A 22,179-nucleotide genomic window follows, 5' to 3' on the forward strand; every position below is an offset into this window, starting at 1 on the left:
TCGGAACCTTTGTTTCAAGGAGTGATCACATGCTGAATAAACTTGTTTTTGCACTTATTATCGTTGTCGCACTATCTGTTGCCGGTATTGCAAACGGCGTAGAAGTTGGAAAACCGGCACCAAACTTCACAGCGGTTGATTCAAAAGGAAATGAAGTATCATTAAGTGACTTCCTCGGTAAGCCTGTTGTCCTTGAATGGACAAATCATGATTGCCCATATGTGCGCAAACATTATGGAAGCGGTAATATGCAGCGTACCCAAAGTGCACTCACTGATGATGGTGTTGTCTGGCTATCAATCATATCATCTGCTGAAGGGGAACAGGGGTATGTGTCTGGTGCAGAAGCGGACAAGTTAACAGCAACGCGGGGTGCATATCCATCAAGTGTATTGTTAGACCCGGAAGGGGACGTGGGCAGGCTTTATGCAGCGCGTACGACACCACATATGTTTCTGATCGATGAAAAAGGCATTGTTCAATATCAGGGCGCTATTGACGATAGACCATCCGCACGCCCCGCTAGCCTTAAAGGCGCAACAAATTATGTTAAAGCCGCATGGGATAGCCTGAAAGCAGGCAACGATATTGAGGCTGTAAATACAAAACCATACGGCTGCTCAGTGAAATATAGTCATTAATTCAAACCTGGAGTAATTAATGACAATGTCACGGTTTATAAAAACTTATGTTGCGATTGTTGTTGCATTAGCCTCTGTTTCGCTTGCGAGCAAAGCCCAGGACAATAATCAGTCTAAGTCTGTAGAACGTATAGCCATCGAAAAACTTGAGTTTCTTGTTGGACACTGGGCAGGCGAGGGGACATCCTATCAAGCGGATGGTGCTACCAGCAAATATTATGATACAGAAGATGTGTGGTTTGATGTTCAAAATAGTGTTTTGATCATTCAGGCGCGGGGTTTTCGAGACAATAAACAGTTCTATGGCTTACATACGGTCATATATTTTGATGCTGAGCGCGGCCAGTATGTATATAGCCCATACACGTCCAAAGGCGTCAGTCGGCCCTTTTACTGCGACTTACATGGTCAAAAACTTATTTGCTTCATCGAAGATAAAAGTTATCGTTTAACCTTCCAGCGCAGGGAAAATGGTGATTGGAACGAATTTGGTGAGCGGTTCGTTGATGGTGTTTGGCAAAAGAATTTTGAAACCATTCTCCAACCTGCAACCAAGGTTAAATAATCAGTAACGGGCTTTTTATAATTTTCCCAGATTTTTTAAGGTGTTGTTAAACCTATTCGCGCATATTAACCATAAGTGGAAAGGTGTATGAACTAAATTCATGCACTAAAATGGAATTTGAACTTATGTTTTTTATCATTGGTCTTGTCATTGTTTTGGTCATGGTGTTCGGTGGCTTTACGCTTGCCGGCGGTAAGTTTGACATCATTATTAAAGCACTTCCTTTCGAGTTGATGATGATTTTTGGTGGCGCGATTGGCGGTTTTGTCAGCGCGAACGGTACCAACGTTATCAAGGGCGCGTTAGGCGGCATTGGTTCCGTAATGAAGGGACCGAAATGGAATTCGCAGGATTATAAAGATCTGCTGCTTCTGATGTTTTTGTTTGTTAAAACCATACGAAGTAAGGGCGTCGTGGCAATTGAACCCCATATTGAAAACCCGCACGAATCTAAAATCTTCCAACAGTTTCCAAAGATCGAAAGCGACCATCATGTTACAGAATTTATCTGTGACTATGTTCGTATGATGACGATGAACTTTGAAGATCCGAACCAAATGGAAGACGCCATGAAGGCGGATTTGGACAAGCACCATAAGGAAGAGCATGAACCACAACATGCTATTCAAAATATGGCGGACGCACTTCCGGCGATTGGTATCGTAGCGGCCGTTCTTGGTATTATTAAAACAATGGGTAAACTCTCTGAACCAGTAGAAGTTCTTGGTGCTTCAGTTGGTGGTGCCCTTGTGGGGACATTCCTAGGTATTTTCCTCGGTTATCTATTGATTGGCCCGATTGCCAACCGCTTTAATCAGATTTTACAAGAAGATGGTCACTTTATGAATTTGATCCAGATCATTCTTGTCGCCCACTTACAAGGGAACGCACCGCAGATTTCTGTTGAACTCGGCAGGCGCGCATGCCCAAGCCATCATATGCCGTCTTTCACAGAGCTTGAAGAAGCCATTGCGGAATTGCCGCCAGACATTTAAAAGACTTATCTGAGTGATTATTCGATACCGTCTGTCATTCGGCAGGCGGTATTTTTATGGAAAATAGATTATGAACGATCTAATCAAAGTTGGTATTTTAGGCGCAAGTGGTTACACAGGCGCAGACTTGGTTCGGCTTTTACTGGAACATCCATCGGTTGAAATTTCAATGTTGTCCGCTGAACGTTCAGCCGGGAAAATGATTGGGGAGGTATTTCCGCACCTGATTGGATATGACCTTCCAGAGCTAGTTTCAGCTCATAGTGTTGATTGGAGTAAGAGCAGTCTTGACGTTGTTTTTTGCGCGCTTCCACATGCCACAAGTCAGGAAATTATCGGTAAAATTATGGCGTGTGAAAATCCGCCAAAAATTATCGACTTGTCTGCGGACTTCCGCCTACGTGATGTGGGTACTTATGCAAAATGGTACGGCGGTGAACACCAAGCGGTTGAACTTCAAAAACAGGCAGTTTATGGCCTTAGTGAAATTTACAGGGATGAGATCGAAACCGCAGATTTGGTAGCATGCCCAGGATGCTATCCAACTGCTGCTTTGTTAGCGCTTATTCCGATTTTGCAAACCGGGCTGATATCACCTGAAAATATTATTATTGATGCAAAGTCAGGTGTTTCAGGGGCCGGTAGGTCCCTAAAGGAACAAAATCTGTTTGTAGAAGTTTCCGAGGCCATGCACCCATACGGTCTGGGGCATCACCGCCATATGCCAGAGATTGAACAAGAATTGTCAGTTGCGGCAGAAAGCGATGTTACTATCAGTTTCACCCCGCATTTGGTACCAATGAACCGTGGTGAGTTAGAGACAATTTATGTTCGGCTTAATGAGTGTGAAATCGAAGATATTAAAAATTGTTGGCAACAACGGTACGGCTCTGATCCATTCATCCAAATTTTAGACGGGTTTACAGCCCCGGCAACACGAATGGTTCGCGGTTCAAATCGTGCTGTTATGAATATCTTTAAGGATCGTAGAGCAGGGCACGCTATCATTGTTGTTGCGATTGATAACCTTGTGAAGGGGTCATCTGGGCAGGCCATCCAGAATATGAATATTATGCTGGGACTTGAGGAAGATCTGGGGCTTACCCAAGTCGCAATGTTCCCATAACTTTAGAACTTCTCATCGGAAATGTTCTTATGAATAAAAAAACACCGCTTTACAAAGAAACCGACCTTGGTGGTCGGTTAACACCGTTTCAGGGTAAGTGGCCGGACATTGCCGATAGCGCCTATGTCTTTCATGGTGCGCAAGTTGTCGGTGATGTATCCATCGCGGAACATGCTAGCATTTGGCATAACTGCGTTCTACGAGGCGATGTAAATCATATTAAAATTGGTGAGCGAAGTAATATTCAAGACGGTACTGTTATCCATGTGAGCACACATACCTATCCAACACTTATTGGTAGGGATGTATTGGTGGCTCACATGGCTATGCTTCATGGGTGTACCTTAAAGGACAATGCCTTCGTTGGGATGGGGGCAATTGTGATGGATAACACAGTTATAGAAAGTGATGGTATGCTTGCGGCTGGGGCAATGCTTACACCAGGAAAAACAATAAAATCCGGTGAACTCTGGGCCGGAAGGCCTGCCAAGTTTGTTCGCGGTTTACGTCCCGAAGAAATTGAAAAAAACCGCAGTATGGCGGAACATTACCGAAGGATTGCGGAGCAACATAAGATTGATGCAAAGGGTGAAACTGCGGATGAACCCTATCCCTAATGGAAATTTATAACTTTTCCCTTGAAAAACATCATCCAAAGCGCCCATATAGCGTACACATATTCAGTCAATAACATCAGCTAGAGAGGTTAGTAGCAATGCCATTTGAATTACCAGCTCTTCCTTATGCGCAAGATGCGCTTGAGCCACATATCACAGCCAATACCTTAAGTTTTCATCACGGCAAACATCACAATGCCTATGTTGTAAACCTGAACAACCTTGTTGCAGGTACAGAATTTGAAGGTAAAAGCCTTGAAGATATTATGAAAGCAACTGCTGGCGACGCATCCAAAGCAGGCGTTTTCAACAATGCGGCACAAATTTGGAACCATACATTCTATTGGCATTCGATGGCACCGAACGGTGGCGGCAAACCAACTGGTGCGCTTGCAGAAAAAATCGATGCAGATTTTGGTAGCTTTGATGCTTTTGCTGATGCTTTTAAAACCGCTGGTGCAACTCAGTTTGGTTCCGGTTGGGCTTGGCTTGTTTTGAATGCAGACGGTAAGCTTGAAGTTGTGAAGACCTTAAATGCAGAATGCCCATTAACAGACGGTTCAACACCGCTTCTAACAATGGATGTTTGGGAGCACGCATACTATCTCGATTTCCAGAATCGCCGCCCTGATTATATTGCGACTTTCCTTGAAAGCCTTGTGAATTGGGAATTTGCTGCGGCAAACCTTGCAGCTGCATAATGCAAAATACTATATGAACTGAAACAGGGCTCTTTACGGGCCCTTTTTCATATAATCTGAAACTACAATAACCATTTGAATGCAATGACCCAAGCAACAGACAATCAAAGCTATTGCCAAAATATGGTAAGAAATGACGATCCTGATCGGTATTTGACCGTTTTGTTTGCGGCTGAGGATAAACGTAGAGCGTTATTCGCCCTTTATGCCTTTAATCAGGAAATTGCGAAAACCCGTGAAACCGTCTCAGAGACGATGATTGGCGAAATTCGCCTTCAATGGTGGGCGGAAGCAATTGAGCAAATTCTTGATGGTCATGTTCGGGAACATCCTGTTGTACAGGAACTATCGGAAATTGCTCAACTAAGGACGATTGCGCCGTTGCTAATGGACGTAATCGAAGCCCGAAAGTCTGACCTCTATACTGATGGTATAGCGGATATGGACGCATTGAAAAACTATGCTGAAAATGTTGGCGGTAAATTATGCCAGGCCGCTTTGCTAATCTGCAATGATGGACAGCCTGATGGTAGGGAGGTAGCCGTTAAATGTGGAACAGCGTGGGCACTTATGGGGTTAATCCGTGCCATTCCTTTTCAAGCGAGTTCTGATGATCAGCTTATCTCTTTTGGTGTAAACTCTAATTTACAACAATTCGACGATCAGGTCCGTGAGATTGTTCAAAATATCGCAACCGAAATCGAAAACGGCCTCAAAAACACCAAATTAAAATCTAATGAGGCTAAGGATCAGAGTGTATTGCTTTTGATCTCTATGACACGCAAGTATTTATCTGCATTAAAGCGTTCTGATTATAAGGTTTCAATGTTTGTTGATAACCAGCCAGGAACAGCACGAAAAATTATAGGCATGATCTGGCAAGCAATTGTTGGATAAGGCCCATCTATTTATTTGAATTGGACACAGAAAAAGCCCTGCAAAAACAAGCAAGGCTGATACGCTGTATTCGTCAGACAGCTAGGCTTCTATATCTACCCGTTCCCCAACACCAGGGCCTGTAGATGAAGGCTCAGCTTCACGTCTTTCAACAGAACTATCTTCTGCTACCCGCTGTTCAGCTACAGCAGACTCTTGTGCAGAACTTCCATTTCCAGCTACAAATTGGTTACTTGTAGCCGTTGAACCAAGAATATCCATTTTTTTACTCCAACGGCGTGTATTTACCCATGACACACGCCTACTCAGCAGTTAGTAATATAACAAATAGTAACTGCAAATGCAAAAAATCGCAGAAAATAGCTGTTTTTTGTGTTGTTTGTTACGAAAAGCTTAATAGAAAGCGATAAAAGGCGGGGTTTAGATGCCAAACTTTAATAAAATTTTATCGGTCCGAATCATTTTCACCGTTTTCATCTTAGCCCTAACCGCATGCTCCAGTGGTCCGGAAAGGCGCACAAATAACGGTGCGGGGCCATTTTCCGCGAATGCACGAAACGAGGTAGCCAGAAAAAGCCCGGAAGGGTTGGTACGCATCGGGGAAGGGTTTGAGCGGTCTGGTAATCTTGTCAACGCACTGAACTTATATGAGCAAGCCCTTGCAAACGATCCAAACCTTCTTACTGCAAAGCTCGCTAAAGGCAGAATTCTTAGTCAAACGTCAAAGCGAAGTGAAGGAATTTCCCTACTAACTACGCTTGTTATGGAATATCCAGACCTCTCGGTTGCCAAAACAACTTTGGCTCAAGCCTATGCCTTTGGTCAGGAGTTTGAAGAAGCCTACGCTGTTATCAAACCTACCGCAGAATCAGGGGAAGCGACATTACCAATATTGGCTTTGGCTGGCTCCTTGGCACAGGTGTTGGAACTGGATGAAAAAGCGAGAGTTTTCTACGACAAAGCCCTTCAGGTTGACCCTAAGGATTCGGGGACAATTAATAACCTTGCGATTTCTTTTGCCTTAAGCGGTGAATATGAAAGTGCGATTGCATTATTGCAGCCACTTTTAAATAATCCGCGGATTAAAAACATTGCGACGAAAACACTTGCAAACATTTATGCGCTTTCAGGGCAATTGGACGCTGCGAGTGTTATCATTAGGTCGTTGGTTGACCCAAAGGAAGCAAAGCAGCAAGAAGGATATTTCACGCTGTTAGATGGAATTAGCAAGCGTGAACAAGCAATTCTATTGCTCTTTAATGTAATTCCTGAGTCTGTTTTGAAACGCATCAATGATGCGTCGGTGAAATCATCATCATAACGCGACAAAACATCGCTTGAATGAATGCACAGCAAACTATAAGAAATAGACCGTTCCATAAAGATGTTCAAATGAGGCTGGCCTTGAAAAACTGCACAACAATGCCCGAAGTTCGCGCTGAGATCGATCGTATTGACCGTGAAATTGTCCCTTTATTACTAGAGCGATTAGAATATATCGCTCAGGCTGGTCACATTAAGGCGGACAGAAATACCGTTCGTGATGAAGACCGAGTTGAAGATGTCGTGCAAAAGGCCTTAACGACAGCAGAAAAATTGAACGGCAACGCTACTTATATTGAAGATGTTTACCGGTATTTAATTGAGTGGAGCATCAACTATGAATTTGGTGTTTGGGATAAAGTTGCAGAGGAAAAATAAGTTCAAGTGCTGCGGGTGTCCAATCCACCTTTATTGACTTGTGAACGGTTCTTTTTTGTTTCGATGTTTATTCTGGCATCTGATTTATAATTTATATCCTTCATATTGTATTTTCTTGTCATTTATTGCGTAGTTTACGTATTTTTTAACTCATACTTTTCACTACTGTATAGACCCCATATTTAGCGAATTCGTTGCAAGATAACATGCGGGTAATATAACCGTGAGATCGACGTTTTTCGATTGCGGAAGTTACGCAAAATAACATACAAACCTTCTTGTAACGGGCTAGCAGAGTTTCGCGGCTTGTTATTCAAACTCAGAGGGCTAACCCCCATCGCCCTCTGAGTTTCCCAACTTAAAATTCCGATGAAATTTCATACAAATTATAAAGAAAACTGTAGGCTTAGATTAAGGCTATTTACGTCTTGTCTTTGATTAACCGGGCCGGACCGTGTGTGAATTAAGTTTGTTACAAGTTTTAGATTCCGTTCCATATGCCATATAAAGGCGAGTTCTTGAGAAAATTGCCTTTGAGCAATATTGGCGTCGTCCTGAATACGTGCATAATCTAACCGCGCAGCGACCTCGAATGCACCAATGCCGCCATGAAATATGCCATTTGATACATCGCTTAAATCTAACCTGGCGTTCGCCTTCTGGTATCCGCGCTTTCCACCAAAGAACCAGCTAATGTCGCCGTAAAAACCAAGACTATCGCTATTGCTGGCACGCAAATAAATAGCTTCTCCGGTTAGCGTAAGGGGTCCGCTTTGATATAGCGCCTCTCCTCCAGCCAATATATCTTCGCTAGAATTACGGGCAGAGTTGATCAATCTTGGTACAGCGCGGGTTTCAGGGCGTATTCGGTAAATGAATGAATCGTTGTCAGTGCGGTTCCTGTATCTAAGAGCCCCACCAATATGAAATCTGTTGCCATCGGAGTTTTCATGGCTCCACACCAGACGTGATGAAAAAACCGTAGCTTCTTCGTCCCCGCCATCTGATATCGCTCCTTGATATACCCCGCCATGATAAACAAAATCGCCTGAACGATAACGCACCGCCAAACCAGTTTGCCGAGTAAGTGCTGATGTAAGTTCAATAATTGCAGGACGATTGATAAAGGATAATGCTAACCTGCTGTTGGCAACATCAAGACCGGTTATGAGCTTGGCTTGTCCTAGCCTAAATCTCCATGCCCCGGTTCGCTGTTCGAGAAAAACGTTTGGCAGCTCAATATTATTATTGGAGACTTCAAAAGCGGCAACAACCCTAAAGGTATCAGAGAAATTATAGGTTGGTCTTATGCGTAATTGCCTTAGTTCACTCTCATCAAAATTAACACCGTCAAATCTTGCTTCTGCATTTTCAAGAATTATACGCCCGCCGATATGTAACCTATCCTGACTGAAGGGGCCCGGCGCAGCCTCACTTTTGTCATCGGTGGCACAAACACTTTGGGAAAACAGAGTAAATGATAGTGCAAGTATGGACGAAAATTTATGTCCCATAGAGGTCTTCAATATTATTTTTGTGGTGTCTCATTATCTATCTGAAGAATAGCAAGCAATAAGTCAAATCCTGAGCTTGCTAATTTTTTCAAAAGATCAATCGTTTGTGATCCCGATACCAGCCCTTTACTAATCACTTTCTGTTGATATACCTATAAGAAAGCAGCAACTTATAAATAGCTTATAACAAGTTGAATTTGGGCACTGCGGGGAGCAAAACTTGAAAACTCAAAAGTTATTTCGCCAGATACACCACTGGGGATCTATTATCATTGCTATTCCACTATTGGTGATGATTGGCGCAGGCATCCTGCTGATGCTAAAAAAAGAAATTGAATGGATACAGCCCAAATCACAAAAAGGAATAGAGCGCGAGGCAATTCCAACAAGGTCACTAGCCGAATTATATGAAGCCGCCAAAACTGTTGAACATGCGGGCATTACCACTTGGGCAGACCTTGAACGGGTAGACGTTAAGGCCGATAAAGGAATGGTCAAGTTTGTGTCGGCAACGAATTGGGAAGTTCAGGTTGACGCAAATACAGCAGAAATCCTGCAAGTCGCTTTCAGGCGTTCAGACATTATTGAACAAATTCATGATGGAAGTTTCTTTGCGGATTGGGCAAAGCTTTGGTTGTTTTTACCAGCAGGTATTGTTCTATTTGTGTTATGGATAACGGGGATTTATTTGTTTTTTCTACCGCATGTTAAAAAATGGCAGAAAAAGCGAAGTCGAAAATCAGCATAAATTTGTTGATATTCAAGTACAATTTACCAAAACTATCATCGGTAAATTTGGGGGGAAAGCTTTTAGCTAAAGGGCAAGGAGAGGGTTGAAATGTCCAAAACTTTCAAAGGGCGATTTACAAGTATCACTGCAACAATGATTGCCTGTGGTTTCATGATATCATTACCACAATCGGGGGCAATTGCCGACACGGTTGATGATAAATTATTACAAGCATTGGAATATAGAAACATTGGTCCGTTTCGCGGCGGCCGTGCAACGGCTGTTGCTGGTATCGCAAGCGATCCATCGACATATTATATTGGTACTGTCGGCGGTGTTTGGAAAACAACAGACGGCGGTCAGAACTGGAACGTAATTTCAGATGATGATTTTAAAACAGCAAGTGTTGGCGCCATCGCTGTTGCACCATCAGACAAAAATGTCGTTGTTGTTGGAATGGGGGAAAGCCCATACCGCGGCGTTGCTTCGTCCCACGGTGACGGTGTTTACATATCAACAGATGGCGGTGAGAATTTTAAAAATGTCGGCCTAAAGGATAGCCGTCAAATATCGACAATCCAGATCGACCCAAATGACCCTGAAACAATTTATGTCGCTGTTCAGGGAAGCCCTTGGGCACCAACAAAGGAACGCGGTGTATACAAAACAACAGACGGCGGTAAAACCTGGTCGCAGACATTGTTTGTGAATGAAACATCAAGTGCAATTGATCTTTCAGTAGATCCAAATAACCCACGTATCCTGTATGCCTCAATGTGGGATAACCAGCGCAAGCCATGGGAAATTCGCTCTGGCGGTGAAGGCAGTGGCATCTGGAAATCAGTTGATGGCGGTGATACCTGGAAAAAAATGAGCAAAGGCCTCCCTGATGAGATGGGTAAAATTGGTGTCGTCGCGGCACCTGCAAAATCTGGTCGCGTGTGGGCAATTGTAGAAGCCAAGAAAAAGGGCGGTCTCTATAAATCTGATGATTTCGGGGAAAGCTGGAGCCATGTAAACGGAACCCGCGGCCTTCATGCGCGTTCATGGTATTATATGCATGTGTTCGCTGACCCACAGGATGCTGACACTGTTTACGTTCAAAACTCAGCCTTCTTTAAGTCAATTGATGGCGGTAAAACATTCCCGACACGAATAACCGGCACTCACGGCGATTACCATGATCTTTGGATCAACCCCAATAATCCAGACATGATGGGCGTAGCCAACGATGGCGGCGGCGCTGTTAGCTGGAACGGTGGCAAGACATGGTCAACACAGATGAACCAGCCAACGGCACAGTTTTACCGTGTAAATGCCGACAACGATTTTTTCTATCGTGTGTATGCAGGTCAACAGGATAACTCAACGGTTGCTATCCGCAGTCGCGGCCTTGACGGTGGTATTGGTATTGAAGATTTCAAGCCGGTGGGTGGTTGTGAAAGCGGTCATGTTTCCTTTGATCCAGATAATCCAAGATTTGTCTATGCTGGCTGTTATCTCGGTCAAATCAATGAATATGATGATGAAACTGTAAGCTCACGGGATATTCGTGTTTACCCAGAAATCGGCTTTGGTATTGCCCCGAAAGACAGGAAATACCGTTTTAATTGGAATGCGCCCATTCATGTTTCCACACATGATACGAAAGTGATTTATCACGCTGGTAATCGCTTGTTTAGATCATCTGATCGGGGTCAAAGCTGGACGGTTGTTAGCCCGGACCTTAGCAAGAATGATCCAGACACACTGGGTGATGGCGGAAGGCCGATCACCAACGAGGTTTCAGAAAACTATGGAACCATTTTCGCGCTGGCCGAGCACGGAAAAGACGCAAACACTTTATGGGCTGGTACCGATGATGGCCTTGTTCAGGTCACCACGGATGGTGGTGCTAGCTGGAATAATGTTACGCCAAAGCGCGCAGGCAACGGCCTTGTTAACTCGATCGATCTCTCTGTACATGATGATAGTACGGCTTATGTTGCATTCACACGCTACAAATATAATGATCACACACCATTGATTTTCAAAACCACTAACAATGGTAAAAGTTGGAAAAATATCGCCAAAGGTATTCCTGACGGACACTTTGTTCGTGTTGTTCGCGAAGATCCTGTTCGTAAAGGACTTCTTTACGCTGGAACAGAAGTTGGCATGTATGTTTCCTTCAATGACGGTGACGATTGGCAGCCAATGCAGTCTAATCTGCCTGTTATTCCTGTAACTGATATTAAGGTTCACAAGAATGACCTTGTCCTATCTACACAGGGGCGTGCCTTCTGGATAATGGATGACATCTCACCGCTTCGCACAATGGGCGGTGATGTTCCAACAGAGGCAACACTTTTTGCGCCTTCAACCGCCTATGACGTTCAATATTATGGACGCTCGAACTCGCGGCAGGCACCAAACCCTGATCGCGGAGCAGTATTTTATTATTCACTTCCTGAAAGCTTTGATCATAAAGAAACTGCATTAACTGTTGAAATTGTAGATAGTGACGGTAACGTAATTCGTACCCTTAAATCTGATAAAAAAGGGAATGCAAAAGGCGGCGGTTCCGGTACACGGTACAAGTTACCTGCAAAAGCAGGGCTTAATAAAGCTGTTTGGGATTTAAATGAAGATGCTCGCCCGGGCGTTAAAGGTGCCTGGTCACCAGCATGGGGCAATAGGGATGAATTCTCAGGTCCCGGGGCTTTACCGGGTAGCTACACACTTCGCCTAAAAGCGGGCGACACAATTAGCGAGCAACCATTAACCCTCATGTTCGATCCTCGTCATAATATTAGCGATAGTGACTGGGCTGAAAAACGCGAACTCATGAAAAATGTCGATGGCATCTTCACTGAACTTGCAACAACACTTGCGACATTTAAGGATGTGCGTGGACAACTGAAAGGTCAGTTAAAGTTTGTTGGCGATAAGGATTTGAAGAAACAAGGCGAAGCTATCTTAAAGTCGATGCAAGAATGGGAAGACGGTGTTTTCTCATCTAAGCGTACATTCTTCCAAGATGTTCTGAATTGGCCTGACCGATTGGTGTCAGAGCTGTCAGGCCTTTACGGTGGCATTGACGGCGCTGTTCCTCCGCTTACCGGCGGCATTAAAGAGCGCTATAGCGATTTGTCTTCCAAGTGGGAAATGGCAAAAGCGAAACGCGATGAATTGATTGCAAACGAGATTGCTGCTTTCAATAAGGCGTTCAAAGAAAAAGAAGATGTCATTAATCTCTCAAAAATAGCGCAGTAAACAGAGGGGCAGGCGTTAGCTTGCCCCCCCCACCAACGTTATTTAGAACTATAAAAATAAAAGCCAGCTACTCATCAATAGTAGCTGGCTTTATTTGCAGTCCGGAATGAGAGAGAGGAGGGGAGGTTTCCGAACTGTTTGCAAATCTCTTATGACTTATTCACAATTCTATATGTGCTGCAAAGTCATACTCATATATAAGCATTGTTTATGCCAGTTTTTGAGGCGCTCTTGCGCGAGTTTTAGAACCTTTTATAAGCTTTTTGAGCCTCAATTTTAGGCACACGACAATTTCTGCTTATTTTTAAGGCATTAGATATTCTGATCATTACGCAGAAAATAAATAGGGCTTGTCATGAGTTGTCATGTGATATGAATACAATATCGACATTATGTGGGGATAAAAATATGAAAATATACGGCGATAAACGGTCAGGAAACTGCCTGAAAGTTCAATATGTCTGTGATTATTTGGGTATTTCTTATGACTGGGAAGATGTCGATGTCCTATCAGGACGCACTCGAAGCGGAACATTTTTGAAGTTAAATCCATCAGGCCAAGTCCCGGTGATAGAACTTTCTGATGGTCGCTGCCTATCTCAATCCAATGCAATAATACGGTTCTTAGCCAATGAAAGCCCACTGGTACCGGCCAATTCCTGGGCACGAGCCAAGATGGATGAATGGCTGTTTTGGGAACAATATAGTCATGAACCAGCCATAGCCGTTTGTCGGTTTCATATGTTATTTTTGGAAAAGGCAAAGAACGAGCGTGATCCAGCGTTGGTTACCAAGGGTGAGTCTGCCCTGAATATCATGGAGAATCACCTGCAGGATAATGAATGGTTCATAGGGGATCATATTACGCTCGCAGATATAGCGCTTTATGCCTACACACAATTCTCAGCGGATGGTGGTTTTGATTTGATGGCAAAACCAAGAATAAAATTATGGCTGAGGCGCGTGCGCAAAGAACTCAACTCATCTTTCGCTGCCTGATCTTGTTAAAACTAGCCGCTTACAGGCTCATTTGTGTTCAGCACGGGCGGGTACACAGCCAATCTGCAAAATTCATTATTATACAGGCATAATAATAACAGTCTTAAGGGCAAGCTTACTAATAAGCTAAGGTGCTCTTGTCGGGTATTTATATATTCAGAAAATAGTGGCGGGCGGGGTGGGATTCGAACCCACGAAGGGCTTGCACCCTTGCCGGTTTTCAAGACCGGTGCATTCAACCACTCTGCCACCCGCCCGTGTGCTGCGATGGCGTGATCTGAGCGGTCTTTTAACCAAACAAATTGTTTCCGTCTAGCCCTATTATTATGTTTTTTTTACATAAGTGAAAAAAGACACCTAAACTCCATTTTGTTTCCTTGCGTGGAAGGTTCCAAATTGCTAGAAAAATAGAGTGAAAATGCTATGCAGCACGTGCTTGTGAATGCTCATTAGTATTTGATGATAATATTTAAAATAGGAATTCAATATCAGAACATAAATGTGTGTATCGTTTTATTGTTTTAAACCGATATTTATAATTCTGTTTTGATTAAAGAAGCCAAAAATAACAGGGAATACCCTCTTGAGCGATAATACCCCACTCACTCCTGAAGAACGCGATATTCAACCCATTACTATCGAAGAGGAAATGAAATCCTCTTATCTCGATTATGCAATGAGCGTAATTGTTTCTCGTGCATTGCCTGACGTACGTGATGGTTTGAAACCTGTTCACCGCCGTATTTTATATTCAATGCATGAAAATAACTATGAGTGGAACAGGCCGTATCGCAAATCGGCACGTATTGTCGGGGACGTAATGGGTAAATACCACCCCCACGGCGATAGCGCGATTTATGATGCATTGGTTCGCTTGGCGCAGGACTTCTCTATGCGGGCGCCGCTTATTGATGGGCAGGGTAACTTTGGTTCTATGGACGGCGATAGCGCTGCTGCAATGCGTTATACCGAAGCCCGAATGGATAAGATATCAAGCATGATTCTTGCTGATATCGATAAAGATACAGTCAACTTTCAGCCAAACTATGACGAAAGCGAAAGCGAGCCTGTTGTACTTCCGGCCCGTTTTCCGAATTTGTTGGTGAACGGTGGCGCTGGTATCGCGGTTGGTATGGCAACGAATATCCCGCCGCATAACCTCCGTGAAGTTATTGATGGTGTTTTTGCGGTTATTGAAAATCCGGATATCGACACGTTAGGTCTGATGGAACACATCAAAGGTCCTGACTTCCCGACAGGTGGTATTATTCTGGGTGCTGGCGGCATAAGGTCCGCGTTTGAAACAGGGCGGGGTTCGGTTGTAATTCGAAGTAAAACCCATGTTGAAGAAATTCGGGCTGGTCGATTTGCTATCGTGATTACGGAAGTGCCTTATCAGGTCAATAAGGCGTCCATGATCGAAAAGATCGCAGAATGCGTGCAGACCAAGCGTATTGAAGGCATTTCAGATATTCGCGACGAATCAGACCGCGATGGTGTGCGTGTTGTTGTTGAGCTTAAGCGTGATACGGTTCCCGAGGTTGTTCTTAATCAGCTATTCCGCTTCACACAGGTTCAAACTAGCTTCGGCGTTAACATGCTTGCCTTGAATGGCGGCAAACCAGAACAATTAAACCTTAAGCAAGTTCTGGAAGCTTTCATTGATTTCCGTGAAGAGGTGATCACTCGCAGGACCAAGTTTGATCTGAATAAGGCTCGCGACCGCGCTCATATCATGGTTGGCCTCGTGACCGCAGTTGCTAATATTGACGAAGTTGTTGCAATCATTCGGGGCGCGCCATCACCGGCCGCAGCGCGCGAGGCGCTTCGCAACCGTCGTTGGCACCCTGGTGAGATTATGGACTACCTTGAGCTTATCAATGAAACCGGCGCGCTGAACGAGGACGGCACTTACCAGCTTTCTGATATTCAGGTTAAAGCTATTCTCGATCTGCGTTTGCACCGCCTAACAGCGCTTGGACGTGATGAAATTGGCGGCGAGTTAGAAGAGCTTGCAGCCCGTATCCGCGTCTATTTGGAAATTCTTCAGTCACGTGAAAAACTATATGAAGTTTTAACCACAGAATTATCCGCGGTACGTGAAGAATTTGGTAATGACCGCCGCACTGAAATCGATATGGATACTGCGGGTGCGTTCGACGATGAAGACCTGATCGCGCGTGAAGATATGGTCGTCACTGTAACCCACACCGGTTACATTAAACGTGTACCGCTTTCGACCTACCGTGCGCAGCGCCGTGGCGGCAAAGGCCGTTCTGGCATGCAGACCAAAGATGAGGACTTCCTCTCTACCGTATTCATCGCTGATACGCATACGCCTGTGTTGTTCTTCTCGAACACAGGACAGGTATATAAAATGAAAGTGTGGAAGCTTCCACTTGGAACACCACAGTCAAAAGGTAAGGCAGTAATCAACCTACTACCACTTCAGCAGGATGAAACGATCGCAACCATTCTCCCACTTCCTGAGGACGAGGATAGCTGGGGTGACTTGCATGTTATGTTTGCAACGGCAAAAGGGAACGTGCGCCGCAATCGACTTTCCGATTTCTCAAACGTCATGGCGAACGGCAAGATTGCTATCCGTTTCTCAGATGACGATGATAAATTAATAGGTGTTGATGTTTGCACAGAAAACGATGATGTCTTACTAGCAGCCAAAGGCGGCCGTGCAATCCGCTTCAAGGCAGCGGATGTTCGTTTGTTTGCTGGCCGTACGTCCACTGGTGTGCGCGGTATGAAATTCGCTGAAGGTGATGAAGTAATTTCCATGTGCATTCTGAACGGCACTGATGCGTCAACAGAAGAACGTGATGCATACCTTCGTGCGGCTTCGTGGAAAACGGAACCTGGTGAGCGAACGCTTTCTGATGAGCGTATGCAGGAATTGAAGGATGTTGAACAGTTTATCCTTACAGTTACGAGTAATGGATTTGGTAAGCGAACCAGCAACCATGAATACCGCGTGACTGGACGTGGTGGGCAGGGTATTTGGAATGTTCCTAGTGACGATCGCCTACGTTCTCAAATTGGTAATGTCGTTGCTGTTTTCCCAATCACGGACGATGAACAGGTGATGATGGTTACTGATCAAGGCAAGTTGATCAGAACGCCTGTTCATGATGTGCGGATTGCTGCAAGGAATACAAAAGGCGTAACGTTATTTAAAGTGTCTGATGATGAAACAATCGTTTCTGTCGCAAAACTTCAGGAAACTGATGAGGAAGAAGCATCAGAAAACAATAGTAGCGATGCTGGTTCCGAGGCCTCTGAAGCAAACGCAGCGCCAGACACAAATAATGAAGATTAATTGCTAAGGGAAGGCGGATGTCAAAATATCGTATTGGATTATACCCAGGTACATTTGACCCGATAACAAACGGGCATATTGATATTGTTAAGCGTGGCCTCCGTCTTGTTGATAAACTTATTATCGGTGTCGCGACAAACCCTAGCAAGAACCCTATGTTTAGCCTGGAAGAACGCGTTGAAATGGTTGAGCGCGAATTAAAGCCACTTGCTGAAGAAGTAGGGGTTGATTTTGAAGTTCAGCAATTTGATGAGCTTTTGATGCATTTTGCTGAAAAGGTTAATGCCACTGTAATTATTCGTGGTCTTCGGGCGGTAGCAGATTTTGAATATGAGTTCCAGATGACTGGGATGAACTATCAAATCAATCCAAATATTGAGACATTATTTTTAATGGCTGATCCACGCTATCAAACTATTGCCTCAAAGTTGGTTAAAGAAGTTGCATTGTACGGTGGGGAAATAGCGCCCTTTGTACCGGCAACGATCGCAGAGGCCGTTAGGGCCAAAATTGCTGATGCGAAGTAGCTCAGTAAGTGAGAATGATATGTTTAAATATATTTTAGTAGCAGTTTTAACGATGGTGGGAATTATGAGTGAAGAATTAGACGCCGCTGAATTACAGCTTTCGCTAGATAAAGAGAATATACTCTATATGGACCTGGAATTTGGTCGTGTGGAAATATTGATGCGACCTGACGTTGCCCCTAACCATGTTGATCGCATGAAAGAATTAGCGCGTGAAGGCTTTTATGATGGCATTGTGTTTCACCGTGTGATCCCAGGTTTTATGGCGCAGGGCGGTGATCCGACAGGTACAGGAACCGGTGGTAGTGACAAACCTAACTTGAAGGCTGAATTTAATCGTGTTCCTCATTTGCGCGGTACACTATCTATGGCTCGGACCGACAATCCAGACAGCGCAAACAGCCAGTTCTTTATTTGTTTTACCCGCTGTGCGCAGCTTGATAACAAATATACTGTTTGGGGCCGTGTAATCAAAGGTATGGAATTTGTCGATATGATCGAAAAAGGCGAGCCTCCACGTAATCCAAGTAAAATTATTAGTGTGCGTGTTGCCGCAGACGTTGATAAATAAACAATAATGCCATTACATGAAAGAGGCGCTTCCGGCGCCTTTTTTTGTTTCTAACCAACAACAATCAATGTATATAGCCAAGCCTTTAAAACCCTAAAACAGCATAAAGTCTATTTGCTTTGATAACTGAATGAAACATCGTCATGAACGTAAATGATTTCGATTTTGAACTACCGAAAGAGTCGATCGCCATAAGACCAGCAAGGCCGCGTGATAGCGCCCGTATGCTTGTTTTAAATGCTGAAAGCCAATTAGAGCATAAATCGGTTTTGGATTTAGCAGATTATTTAACGTCTGAGGATGTGATTGTCTTCAACAATACCCGGGTAATTCCTGGAAGATTGTATGGAAAGCGCGGCGATGCCAAAGTTGAGGTAACGCTCCATAAGCGCAATTCGGCGACAGAATGGCAGGCCTTTGCAAAACCAGCAAAAAAATGCCGGTTGAATGATATTCTTGATTTCAATGGACTAAGCGCAAAGGTAACCGCAATAGGCGAAGCTGGCGAACGTACACTTCAATTCAACGTCGAAGATAATGCGATGACTGAGGCACTCGAAGCGCATGGAACAATGCCTTTGCCGCCTTATATCGCTGCACAGCGCGCTGTTGATAATGCCGATGCTGATGATTATCAGACTGTCTACGCGGCGGAAGACGGCGCAGTTGCGGCACCAACCGCTGGTCTGCATTTCACTGATCGAATGTTTGAAAAATTAAAAGAAAAAGGCGTTAAGCAAGCAACGGTTACTCTCCATGTTGGGGCGGGGACATTCTTACCAGTGAAGGTGGAAGATACTAAAGATCATAAAATGCACAGCGAATGGGGTGAAATAACACCAGAAACAGCAGCATTACTAAATGATACAAAGGCACGAGGTGGTCGAATTATATCGGTAGGAACAACATCGATGCGGCTTCTTGAAAGCGCGGCAGATGAAAAGGGCATCATTCATCCCTTCAAAGACGATACAGATATTTTTATTACGCCGGGCTATCGCTTTAGGGCTGTTGACATTTTAATGACTAATTTTCATTTACCTAAATCAACTCTTTTCATGCTGGTATCAGCATTCGCTGGTTTTGAGGAAATGCATTATACATACAAAACAGCAATTAAAGACGGGTACCGTTTTTATTCTTACGGCGATTCCAGCCTTCTCTTTCTAAAAAAGGACGCTTAATCATGAGCGAACGTTTTTCCTATAAAATTCATGCAACCGACGGCATGGCGCGCGCTGGTACCATTCAAATGATGCGCGGTGAAATCAGAACACCCGCTTTTATGCCAGTAGGTACAGCAGGTACAGTTAAGGCTATGTATCCTGAAAATGTACGATCTACAGGCGCGGACATCCTCCTTGGCAACACATATCACCTGATGCTTCGCCCTACCGCAGAGCGGGTGCATAGGTTGGGTGGACTACATAAATTTATGAACTGGGACCGCCCGATCCTAACAGACTCTGGTGGGTTTCAGGTTATGTCGCTAGCGCAGCTTCGGAAAATGAGCGAAGAAGGTGTTACATTTCAATCCCACCTCGACGGCAGTAAGATTTTACTCACTCCAGAACGCTCGATGGAAATTCAGCGGCTCTTGGGTTCTGATATCGTAATGGCTTTCGATGAATGTACACCGTACCCAGCATCAGAGGAACAAACCAAAGAATCTATGGAATTATCCATGCGCTGGGCAAAGCGTTCACGTGACGGTTTCAATAGCGGTGAAGAGCATGCGGCACGGTCTGCGCTTTTTGGTATTGTTCAGGGCGGCGTTTATGAGGACTTACGATTTAAATCAATCGACGCCTTGACCGATATTGGCTTTGATGGTTATGCGATTGGCGGCCTTGCGGTTGGCGAAGGTCAAGAAATGATGTTCAAGGTGTTGGACTTCACAATGCCCAGAATGCCTAAAGATACGCCACGCTATCTAATGGGGGTTGGCAAGCCTGATGATATTGTTGGTGCGGTAGAGCGTGGCATTGATATGTTTGATTGTGTTATGCCCACGCGCTCGGGAAGAACAGGGCAGGGGTTTACTCGCCGTGGTGCCATCAATATGAAAAATGCGCGCCACAAAGATGATATGCGACCAATTGATGAAGCATGCTCATGTCCCGCGTGTACGCAGTATTCACGTGCCTACATCCATCACCTTATCAAGTCGGGTGAAATGTTAGGGTCAATGCTCCTTACCTGGCATAATTTACAGTTTTATCAAGACCTTATGGCAGGGCTTAGAAGCGCGATTAATGAGGGCCGATTAACTGAACATGCGAATAAGTTTCGAGAAACATATGCGCTTGGAGATATTGATCCCGTCTAGATCAGTTTACCTTATGGTTACAGGCGTATAAAATTGTAAGCGCAGGTCTTTTTCACGGCAGTTTGAGGTCGGCTGCTCTTTTGTCGTGAGTGAGATTTCATCCTTATATGGAGTGTTGATGTACTGTTTTATATCCTCAACTACGCATTCCGCCTGATTATTAACAACGTGACCAAGCTGTGGGTAGCGATAAAATGTTACATTGGGGAACACTTCAAAAGCTTTCATGACTATATCACTGGGCGTTACCGGGTCTAAACCACCAGACAATATCAACACCCTAAGTGATGGATGTAACACAGGTTTTGTCATTGTTTGGCGTGGCTCTATGCCAAACCGGTTGCAAATAGCAGTTTGTCTTTCAAATAGCGCCTTTTTAAATCTAGATAATATTTCAAAATTGAAACTATCGTCTTTATCCGGTGTTCTTTCGCCCCATTTCCAATAGGGTAGCTCGGTGCACCGTATATAGTGTTGAACACCAAAACTGGTTAAATTCCTTTGTTGCTCTTCCGTAGTCATGTCTTGTGACAAACGTTTTAGAAAAACCTCTAAAGACTGAGCCGAAAGGGTGTACGGAAGATATCGCACTGATGAGGGATGGCGAAAAGAGTTGAAAACTCTAGCCAACACATCGTTATCGTTTAATCGATAAGGCGTGGTTTTGTTAGCAGATTTAAAACTCTTAAGCGTTATGTAGTGTGGCCCTGAGTTTCCGTTCGTCAACATATGAAAAATATTTTCAATTCGTTTCGATATCTTTTGACGGCGATTCGGACAATTTGCTTTTCTTGGAGCACACAATTCATCCAATTTCATTATGGTATTTTTAAATTGCGTTTCCAGATGCCAAAACTCATCAACCCACGGAGTTTCAGGGGAATCGAGTACAAGGCTTGTAACCGTGTTTGGAGATAAATTAGCGAGCTGTATTGCAGGGCGGGTTCCATAGGATTCTGCCATGATAACCCATTTTCTGATTCCTAAACTTTTTCGTAGCTTTTCGTAGGAATCTGCAATCGCCACTGTACCATATTTCAAAAGCTCGGCTTTTTGGAGGGATAGACGATCAATACATCCTTTTAAAAATACCAGCCTTTTTAATTTTTGATGTGTTTTCTCATCTATGTCACTTGCTTTGGACCTGTATTCAAAGACCTGTTTTTCTTCTGCAATACAATCAAATTTTTCTTTTGATTCGCCGTACAAACCATGAAGTGCTGGAAACAATATTATGCGGCCGAGTTGTTCCGATAGCTTCTCCATTTGAGGAAGATATTGTTCAGTATAAATGCCAGGGCCACCAGACAGATAAAAAACAGGTATATCATGTACTCTTCTGGATGGAACAAACCGATACAACCTGTGTTCCTGCTCCCATACACAATAAGCTGATTTGGCTTGCCTGAAAAAATCTGGATCGCAGCTGGGTGGATTTTCTTTTAAATTGATAGCGTTTGAATATGCGTGGCAGATTGTCGCAATATTCAGGGTGCTCAAAAGTAACAAATAGCGTAGAAATAAAGCCATACTGTGAGTGTAAAAGCAGGCAAATCAAAGCGCAATAGATCAATAGTCATAAAAAATTTCATTTTAATGATAGTTTTGCTTGACCGATTAGAATGATGCCCCTATGTTCCGCCGCGTTCCCACCGAACACTGAGTTCGTTACCAACATAT

General features: G+C 44.0%; 20 protein-coding genes and 1 tRNA gene. 17 read left to right on the plus strand and 4 right to left on the minus strand.

What is annotated here, in order from left to right; translation table 11 throughout:
• The first annotated feature begins 29 nt into the window (after positions 1-29).
• From KFF44_RS08700 to KFF44_RS08730, 7 genes are all read left to right on the plus strand, one after another.
• Positions 30-641 (plus strand): redoxin domain-containing protein, encoded by a 612-nt coding sequence (locus tag KFF44_RS08700; RefSeq protein ID WP_255933381.1) that lies wholly within the window; start codon positions 30-32, stop codon positions 639-641.
• Between the two features lie 19 nt (positions 642-660).
• Positions 661-1,206 carry a hypothetical protein gene (locus tag KFF44_RS08705; RefSeq protein ID WP_255933382.1) on the plus strand — a complete coding sequence of 182 codons (546 nt, stop codon included), beginning with the start codon at positions 661-663 and terminating at the stop codon, positions 1,204-1,206.
• 125 nt (positions 1,207-1,331) lie between these two features.
• Positions 1,332-2,201, plus strand: a complete 870-nt coding sequence (gene motA, locus KFF44_RS08710; protein WP_255933383.1) for a flagellar motor stator protein MotA — start codon at positions 1,332-1,334, stop codon at positions 2,199-2,201.
• A gap of 70 nt (positions 2,202-2,271) precedes the next feature.
• Positions 2,272-3,327, plus strand: a complete 1,056-nt coding sequence (gene argC, locus KFF44_RS08715; RefSeq protein WP_255933384.1) for an N-acetyl-gamma-glutamyl-phosphate reductase — start codon at positions 2,272-2,274, stop codon at positions 3,325-3,327.
• Positions 3,328-3,356: 29 nt separating this feature from the next.
• On the plus strand, positions 3,357-3,944 hold the full coding sequence (locus tag KFF44_RS08720; RefSeq protein ID WP_255933385.1) for a gamma carbonic anhydrase family protein: 588 nt from the start codon (positions 3,357-3,359) through the stop codon (positions 3,942-3,944).
• A gap of 98 nt (positions 3,945-4,042) precedes the next feature.
• A complete protein-coding gene (locus KFF44_RS08725; RefSeq protein WP_255933386.1) occupies positions 4,043-4,645 on the plus strand; it encodes a superoxide dismutase in 603 nt (200 codons plus the stop codon).
• 84 nt (positions 4,646-4,729) lie between these two features.
• Entirely contained in the window at positions 4,730-5,542 is an 813-nt protein-coding gene (locus KFF44_RS08730; RefSeq protein WP_255933387.1) for a squalene/phytoene synthase family protein, read from the plus strand.
• An 81-nt stretch (positions 5,543-5,623) separates the two neighbouring features.
• Here KFF44_RS08730 and KFF44_RS08735 read toward each other — a convergent pair whose 3' ends face one another.
• Positions 5,624-5,803 (minus strand): hypothetical protein, encoded by a 180-nt coding sequence (locus KFF44_RS08735; RefSeq protein ID WP_255933388.1) that lies wholly within the window; start codon positions 5,801-5,803, stop codon positions 5,624-5,626.
• A gap of 163 nt (positions 5,804-5,966) precedes the next feature.
• Here KFF44_RS08735 and KFF44_RS08740 point away from each other — a divergent pair, with 163 nt between their 5' ends.
• Both KFF44_RS08740 and KFF44_RS08745 read left to right on the plus strand, forming a co-directional pair.
• Positions 5,967-6,863 carry a lipopolysaccharide assembly protein LapB gene (locus tag KFF44_RS08740; protein WP_255933389.1) on the plus strand — a complete coding sequence of 299 codons (897 nt, stop codon included), beginning with the start codon at positions 5,967-5,969 and terminating at the stop codon, positions 6,861-6,863.
• A gap of 83 nt (positions 6,864-6,946) precedes the next feature.
• Entirely contained in the window at positions 6,947-7,243 is a 297-nt protein-coding gene (locus KFF44_RS08745; RefSeq protein WP_255933390.1) for a chorismate mutase, read from the plus strand.
• A gap of 386 nt (positions 7,244-7,629) precedes the next feature.
• Here the strand turns inward: KFF44_RS08745 and KFF44_RS08750 are convergent, their stop codons facing one another.
• Positions 7,630-8,757 carry a porin gene (locus tag KFF44_RS08750; protein ID WP_255933391.1) on the minus strand — a complete coding sequence of 376 codons (1,128 nt, stop codon included), beginning with the start codon at positions 8,755-8,757 and terminating at the stop codon, positions 7,630-7,632.
• Positions 8,758-8,977: 220 nt separating this feature from the next.
• On the opposite strand from KFF44_RS08750, the gene KFF44_RS08755 reads away from it, so the two are divergent.
• The 3 genes from KFF44_RS08755 (at position 8,978) to KFF44_RS08765 (ending at position 13,741) form a co-directional block, all read left to right on the plus strand.
• Complete coding sequence (locus KFF44_RS08755; protein ID WP_255933392.1) at positions 8,978-9,505, plus strand: PepSY-associated TM helix domain-containing protein; 528 nt, start codon at positions 8,978-8,980, stop codon at positions 9,503-9,505.
• 90 nt (positions 9,506-9,595) lie between these two features.
• Complete coding sequence (locus KFF44_RS08760) at positions 9,596-12,742, plus strand: hypothetical protein (protein WP_255933393.1); 3,147 nt, start codon at positions 9,596-9,598, stop codon at positions 12,740-12,742.
• A 408-nt stretch (positions 12,743-13,150) separates the two neighbouring features.
• A complete protein-coding gene (locus KFF44_RS08765) occupies positions 13,151-13,741 on the plus strand; it encodes a glutathione S-transferase family protein (protein WP_255933394.1) in 591 nt (196 codons plus the stop codon).
• 167 nt (positions 13,742-13,908) lie between these two features.
• Here KFF44_RS08765 and KFF44_RS08770 read toward each other — a convergent pair.
• Positions 13,909-13,998: transfer RNA gene (locus KFF44_RS08770), tRNA-Ser, on the minus strand.
• Positions 13,999-14,324: 326 nt separating this feature from the next.
• On the opposite strand from KFF44_RS08770, the gene gyrA reads away from it, so the two are divergent.
• The 5 genes from gyrA (at position 14,325) to tgt (ending at position 20,499) form a co-directional block, all read left to right on the plus strand.
• Positions 14,325-17,072, plus strand: coding sequence for a DNA gyrase subunit A (gyrA, locus tag KFF44_RS08775; RefSeq protein ID WP_255933395.1), 2,748 nt, complete (start codon positions 14,325-14,327; stop codon positions 17,070-17,072).
• A 17-nt stretch (positions 17,073-17,089) separates the two neighbouring features.
• Positions 17,090-17,599 (plus strand): pantetheine-phosphate adenylyltransferase, encoded by a 510-nt coding sequence (gene coaD / locus KFF44_RS08780; protein WP_255933396.1) that lies wholly within the window; start codon positions 17,090-17,092, stop codon positions 17,597-17,599.
• A gap of 52 nt (positions 17,600-17,651) precedes the next feature.
• Positions 17,652-18,170, plus strand: coding sequence for a peptidylprolyl isomerase (locus KFF44_RS08785; protein WP_370691156.1), 519 nt, complete (start codon positions 17,652-17,654; stop codon positions 18,168-18,170).
• Positions 18,171-18,313: 143 nt separating this feature from the next.
• Positions 18,314-19,354 carry a tRNA preQ1(34) S-adenosylmethionine ribosyltransferase-isomerase QueA gene (gene queA, locus KFF44_RS08790; protein ID WP_255933398.1) on the plus strand — a complete coding sequence of 347 codons (1,041 nt, stop codon included), beginning with the start codon at positions 18,314-18,316 and terminating at the stop codon, positions 19,352-19,354.
• A 2-nt stretch (positions 19,355-19,356) separates the two neighbouring features.
• A complete protein-coding gene (gene tgt / locus KFF44_RS08795; RefSeq protein WP_255933399.1) occupies positions 19,357-20,499 on the plus strand; it encodes a tRNA guanosine(34) transglycosylase Tgt in 1,143 nt (380 codons plus the stop codon).
• A gap of 6 nt (positions 20,500-20,505) precedes the next feature.
• Here the strand turns inward: tgt and KFF44_RS08800 are convergent, their stop codons facing one another.
• On the minus strand, positions 20,506-22,029 hold the full coding sequence (locus tag KFF44_RS08800) for an alpha/beta fold hydrolase (RefSeq protein ID WP_255933400.1): 1,524 nt from the start codon (positions 22,027-22,029) through the stop codon (positions 20,506-20,508).
• Positions 22,030-22,179: the final 150 nt, after the last annotated feature.

Source organism: Kordiimonas sp. SCSIO 12610, from assembly GCF_024398015.1.
Classification (GTDB): domain Bacteria; phylum Pseudomonadota; class Alphaproteobacteria; order Sphingomonadales; family Kordiimonadaceae; genus CANLMI01.

What these genes read in the sequence shown, in the direction of transcription:
- KFF44_RS08700 (WP_255933381.1), top strand. Translation starts at nt 30, where the DNA reads ATGCTGAATAAACTTGTTTTTGCACTTATTATCGTTGTCGCACTATCT.
- KFF44_RS08705 (WP_255933382.1), top strand. Translation starts at nt 661, where the DNA reads ATGACAATGTCACGGTTTATAAAAACTTATGTTGCGATTGTTGTTGCA.
- motA (WP_255933383.1), top strand. Translation starts at nt 1,332, where the DNA reads ATGTTTTTTATCATTGGTCTTGTCATTGTTTTGGTCATGGTGTTCGGT.
- argC (WP_255933384.1), top strand. Translation starts at nt 2,272, where the DNA reads ATGAACGATCTAATCAAAGTTGGTATTTTAGGCGCAAGTGGTTACACA.
- KFF44_RS08720 (WP_255933385.1), top strand. Translation starts at nt 3,357, where the DNA reads ATGAATAAAAAAACACCGCTTTACAAAGAAACCGACCTTGGTGGTCGG.
- KFF44_RS08725 (WP_255933386.1), top strand. Translation starts at nt 4,043, where the DNA reads ATGCCATTTGAATTACCAGCTCTTCCTTATGCGCAAGATGCGCTTGAG.
- KFF44_RS08730 (WP_255933387.1), top strand. Translation starts at nt 4,730, where the DNA reads ATGACCCAAGCAACAGACAATCAAAGCTATTGCCAAAATATGGTAAGA.
- KFF44_RS08735 (WP_255933388.1), bottom strand. Translation starts at nt 5,803, where the DNA reads ATGGATATTCTTGGTTCAACGGCTACAAGTAACCAATTTGTAGCTGGA.
- KFF44_RS08740 (WP_255933389.1), top strand. Translation starts at nt 5,967, where the DNA reads ATGCCAAACTTTAATAAAATTTTATCGGTCCGAATCATTTTCACCGTT.
- KFF44_RS08750 (WP_255933391.1), bottom strand. Translation starts at nt 8,757, where the DNA reads ATGGGACATAAATTTTCGTCCATACTTGCACTATCATTTACTCTGTTT.
- KFF44_RS08760 (WP_255933393.1), top strand. Translation starts at nt 9,596, where the DNA reads ATGTCCAAAACTTTCAAAGGGCGATTTACAAGTATCACTGCAACAATG.
- KFF44_RS08765 (WP_255933394.1), top strand. Translation starts at nt 13,151, where the DNA reads ATGAAAATATACGGCGATAAACGGTCAGGAAACTGCCTGAAAGTTCAA.
- coaD (WP_255933396.1), top strand. Translation starts at nt 17,090, where the DNA reads ATGTCAAAATATCGTATTGGATTATACCCAGGTACATTTGACCCGATA.
- KFF44_RS08785 (WP_370691156.1), top strand. Translation starts at nt 17,652, where the DNA reads ATGGTGGGAATTATGAGTGAAGAATTAGACGCCGCTGAATTACAGCTT.
- queA (WP_255933398.1), top strand. Translation starts at nt 18,314, where the DNA reads ATGAACGTAAATGATTTCGATTTTGAACTACCGAAAGAGTCGATCGCC.
- tgt (WP_255933399.1), top strand. Translation starts at nt 19,357, where the DNA reads ATGAGCGAACGTTTTTCCTATAAAATTCATGCAACCGACGGCATGGCG.
- KFF44_RS08800 (WP_255933400.1), bottom strand. Translation starts at nt 22,029, where the DNA reads ATGGCTTTATTTCTACGCTATTTGTTACTTTTGAGCACCCTGAATATT.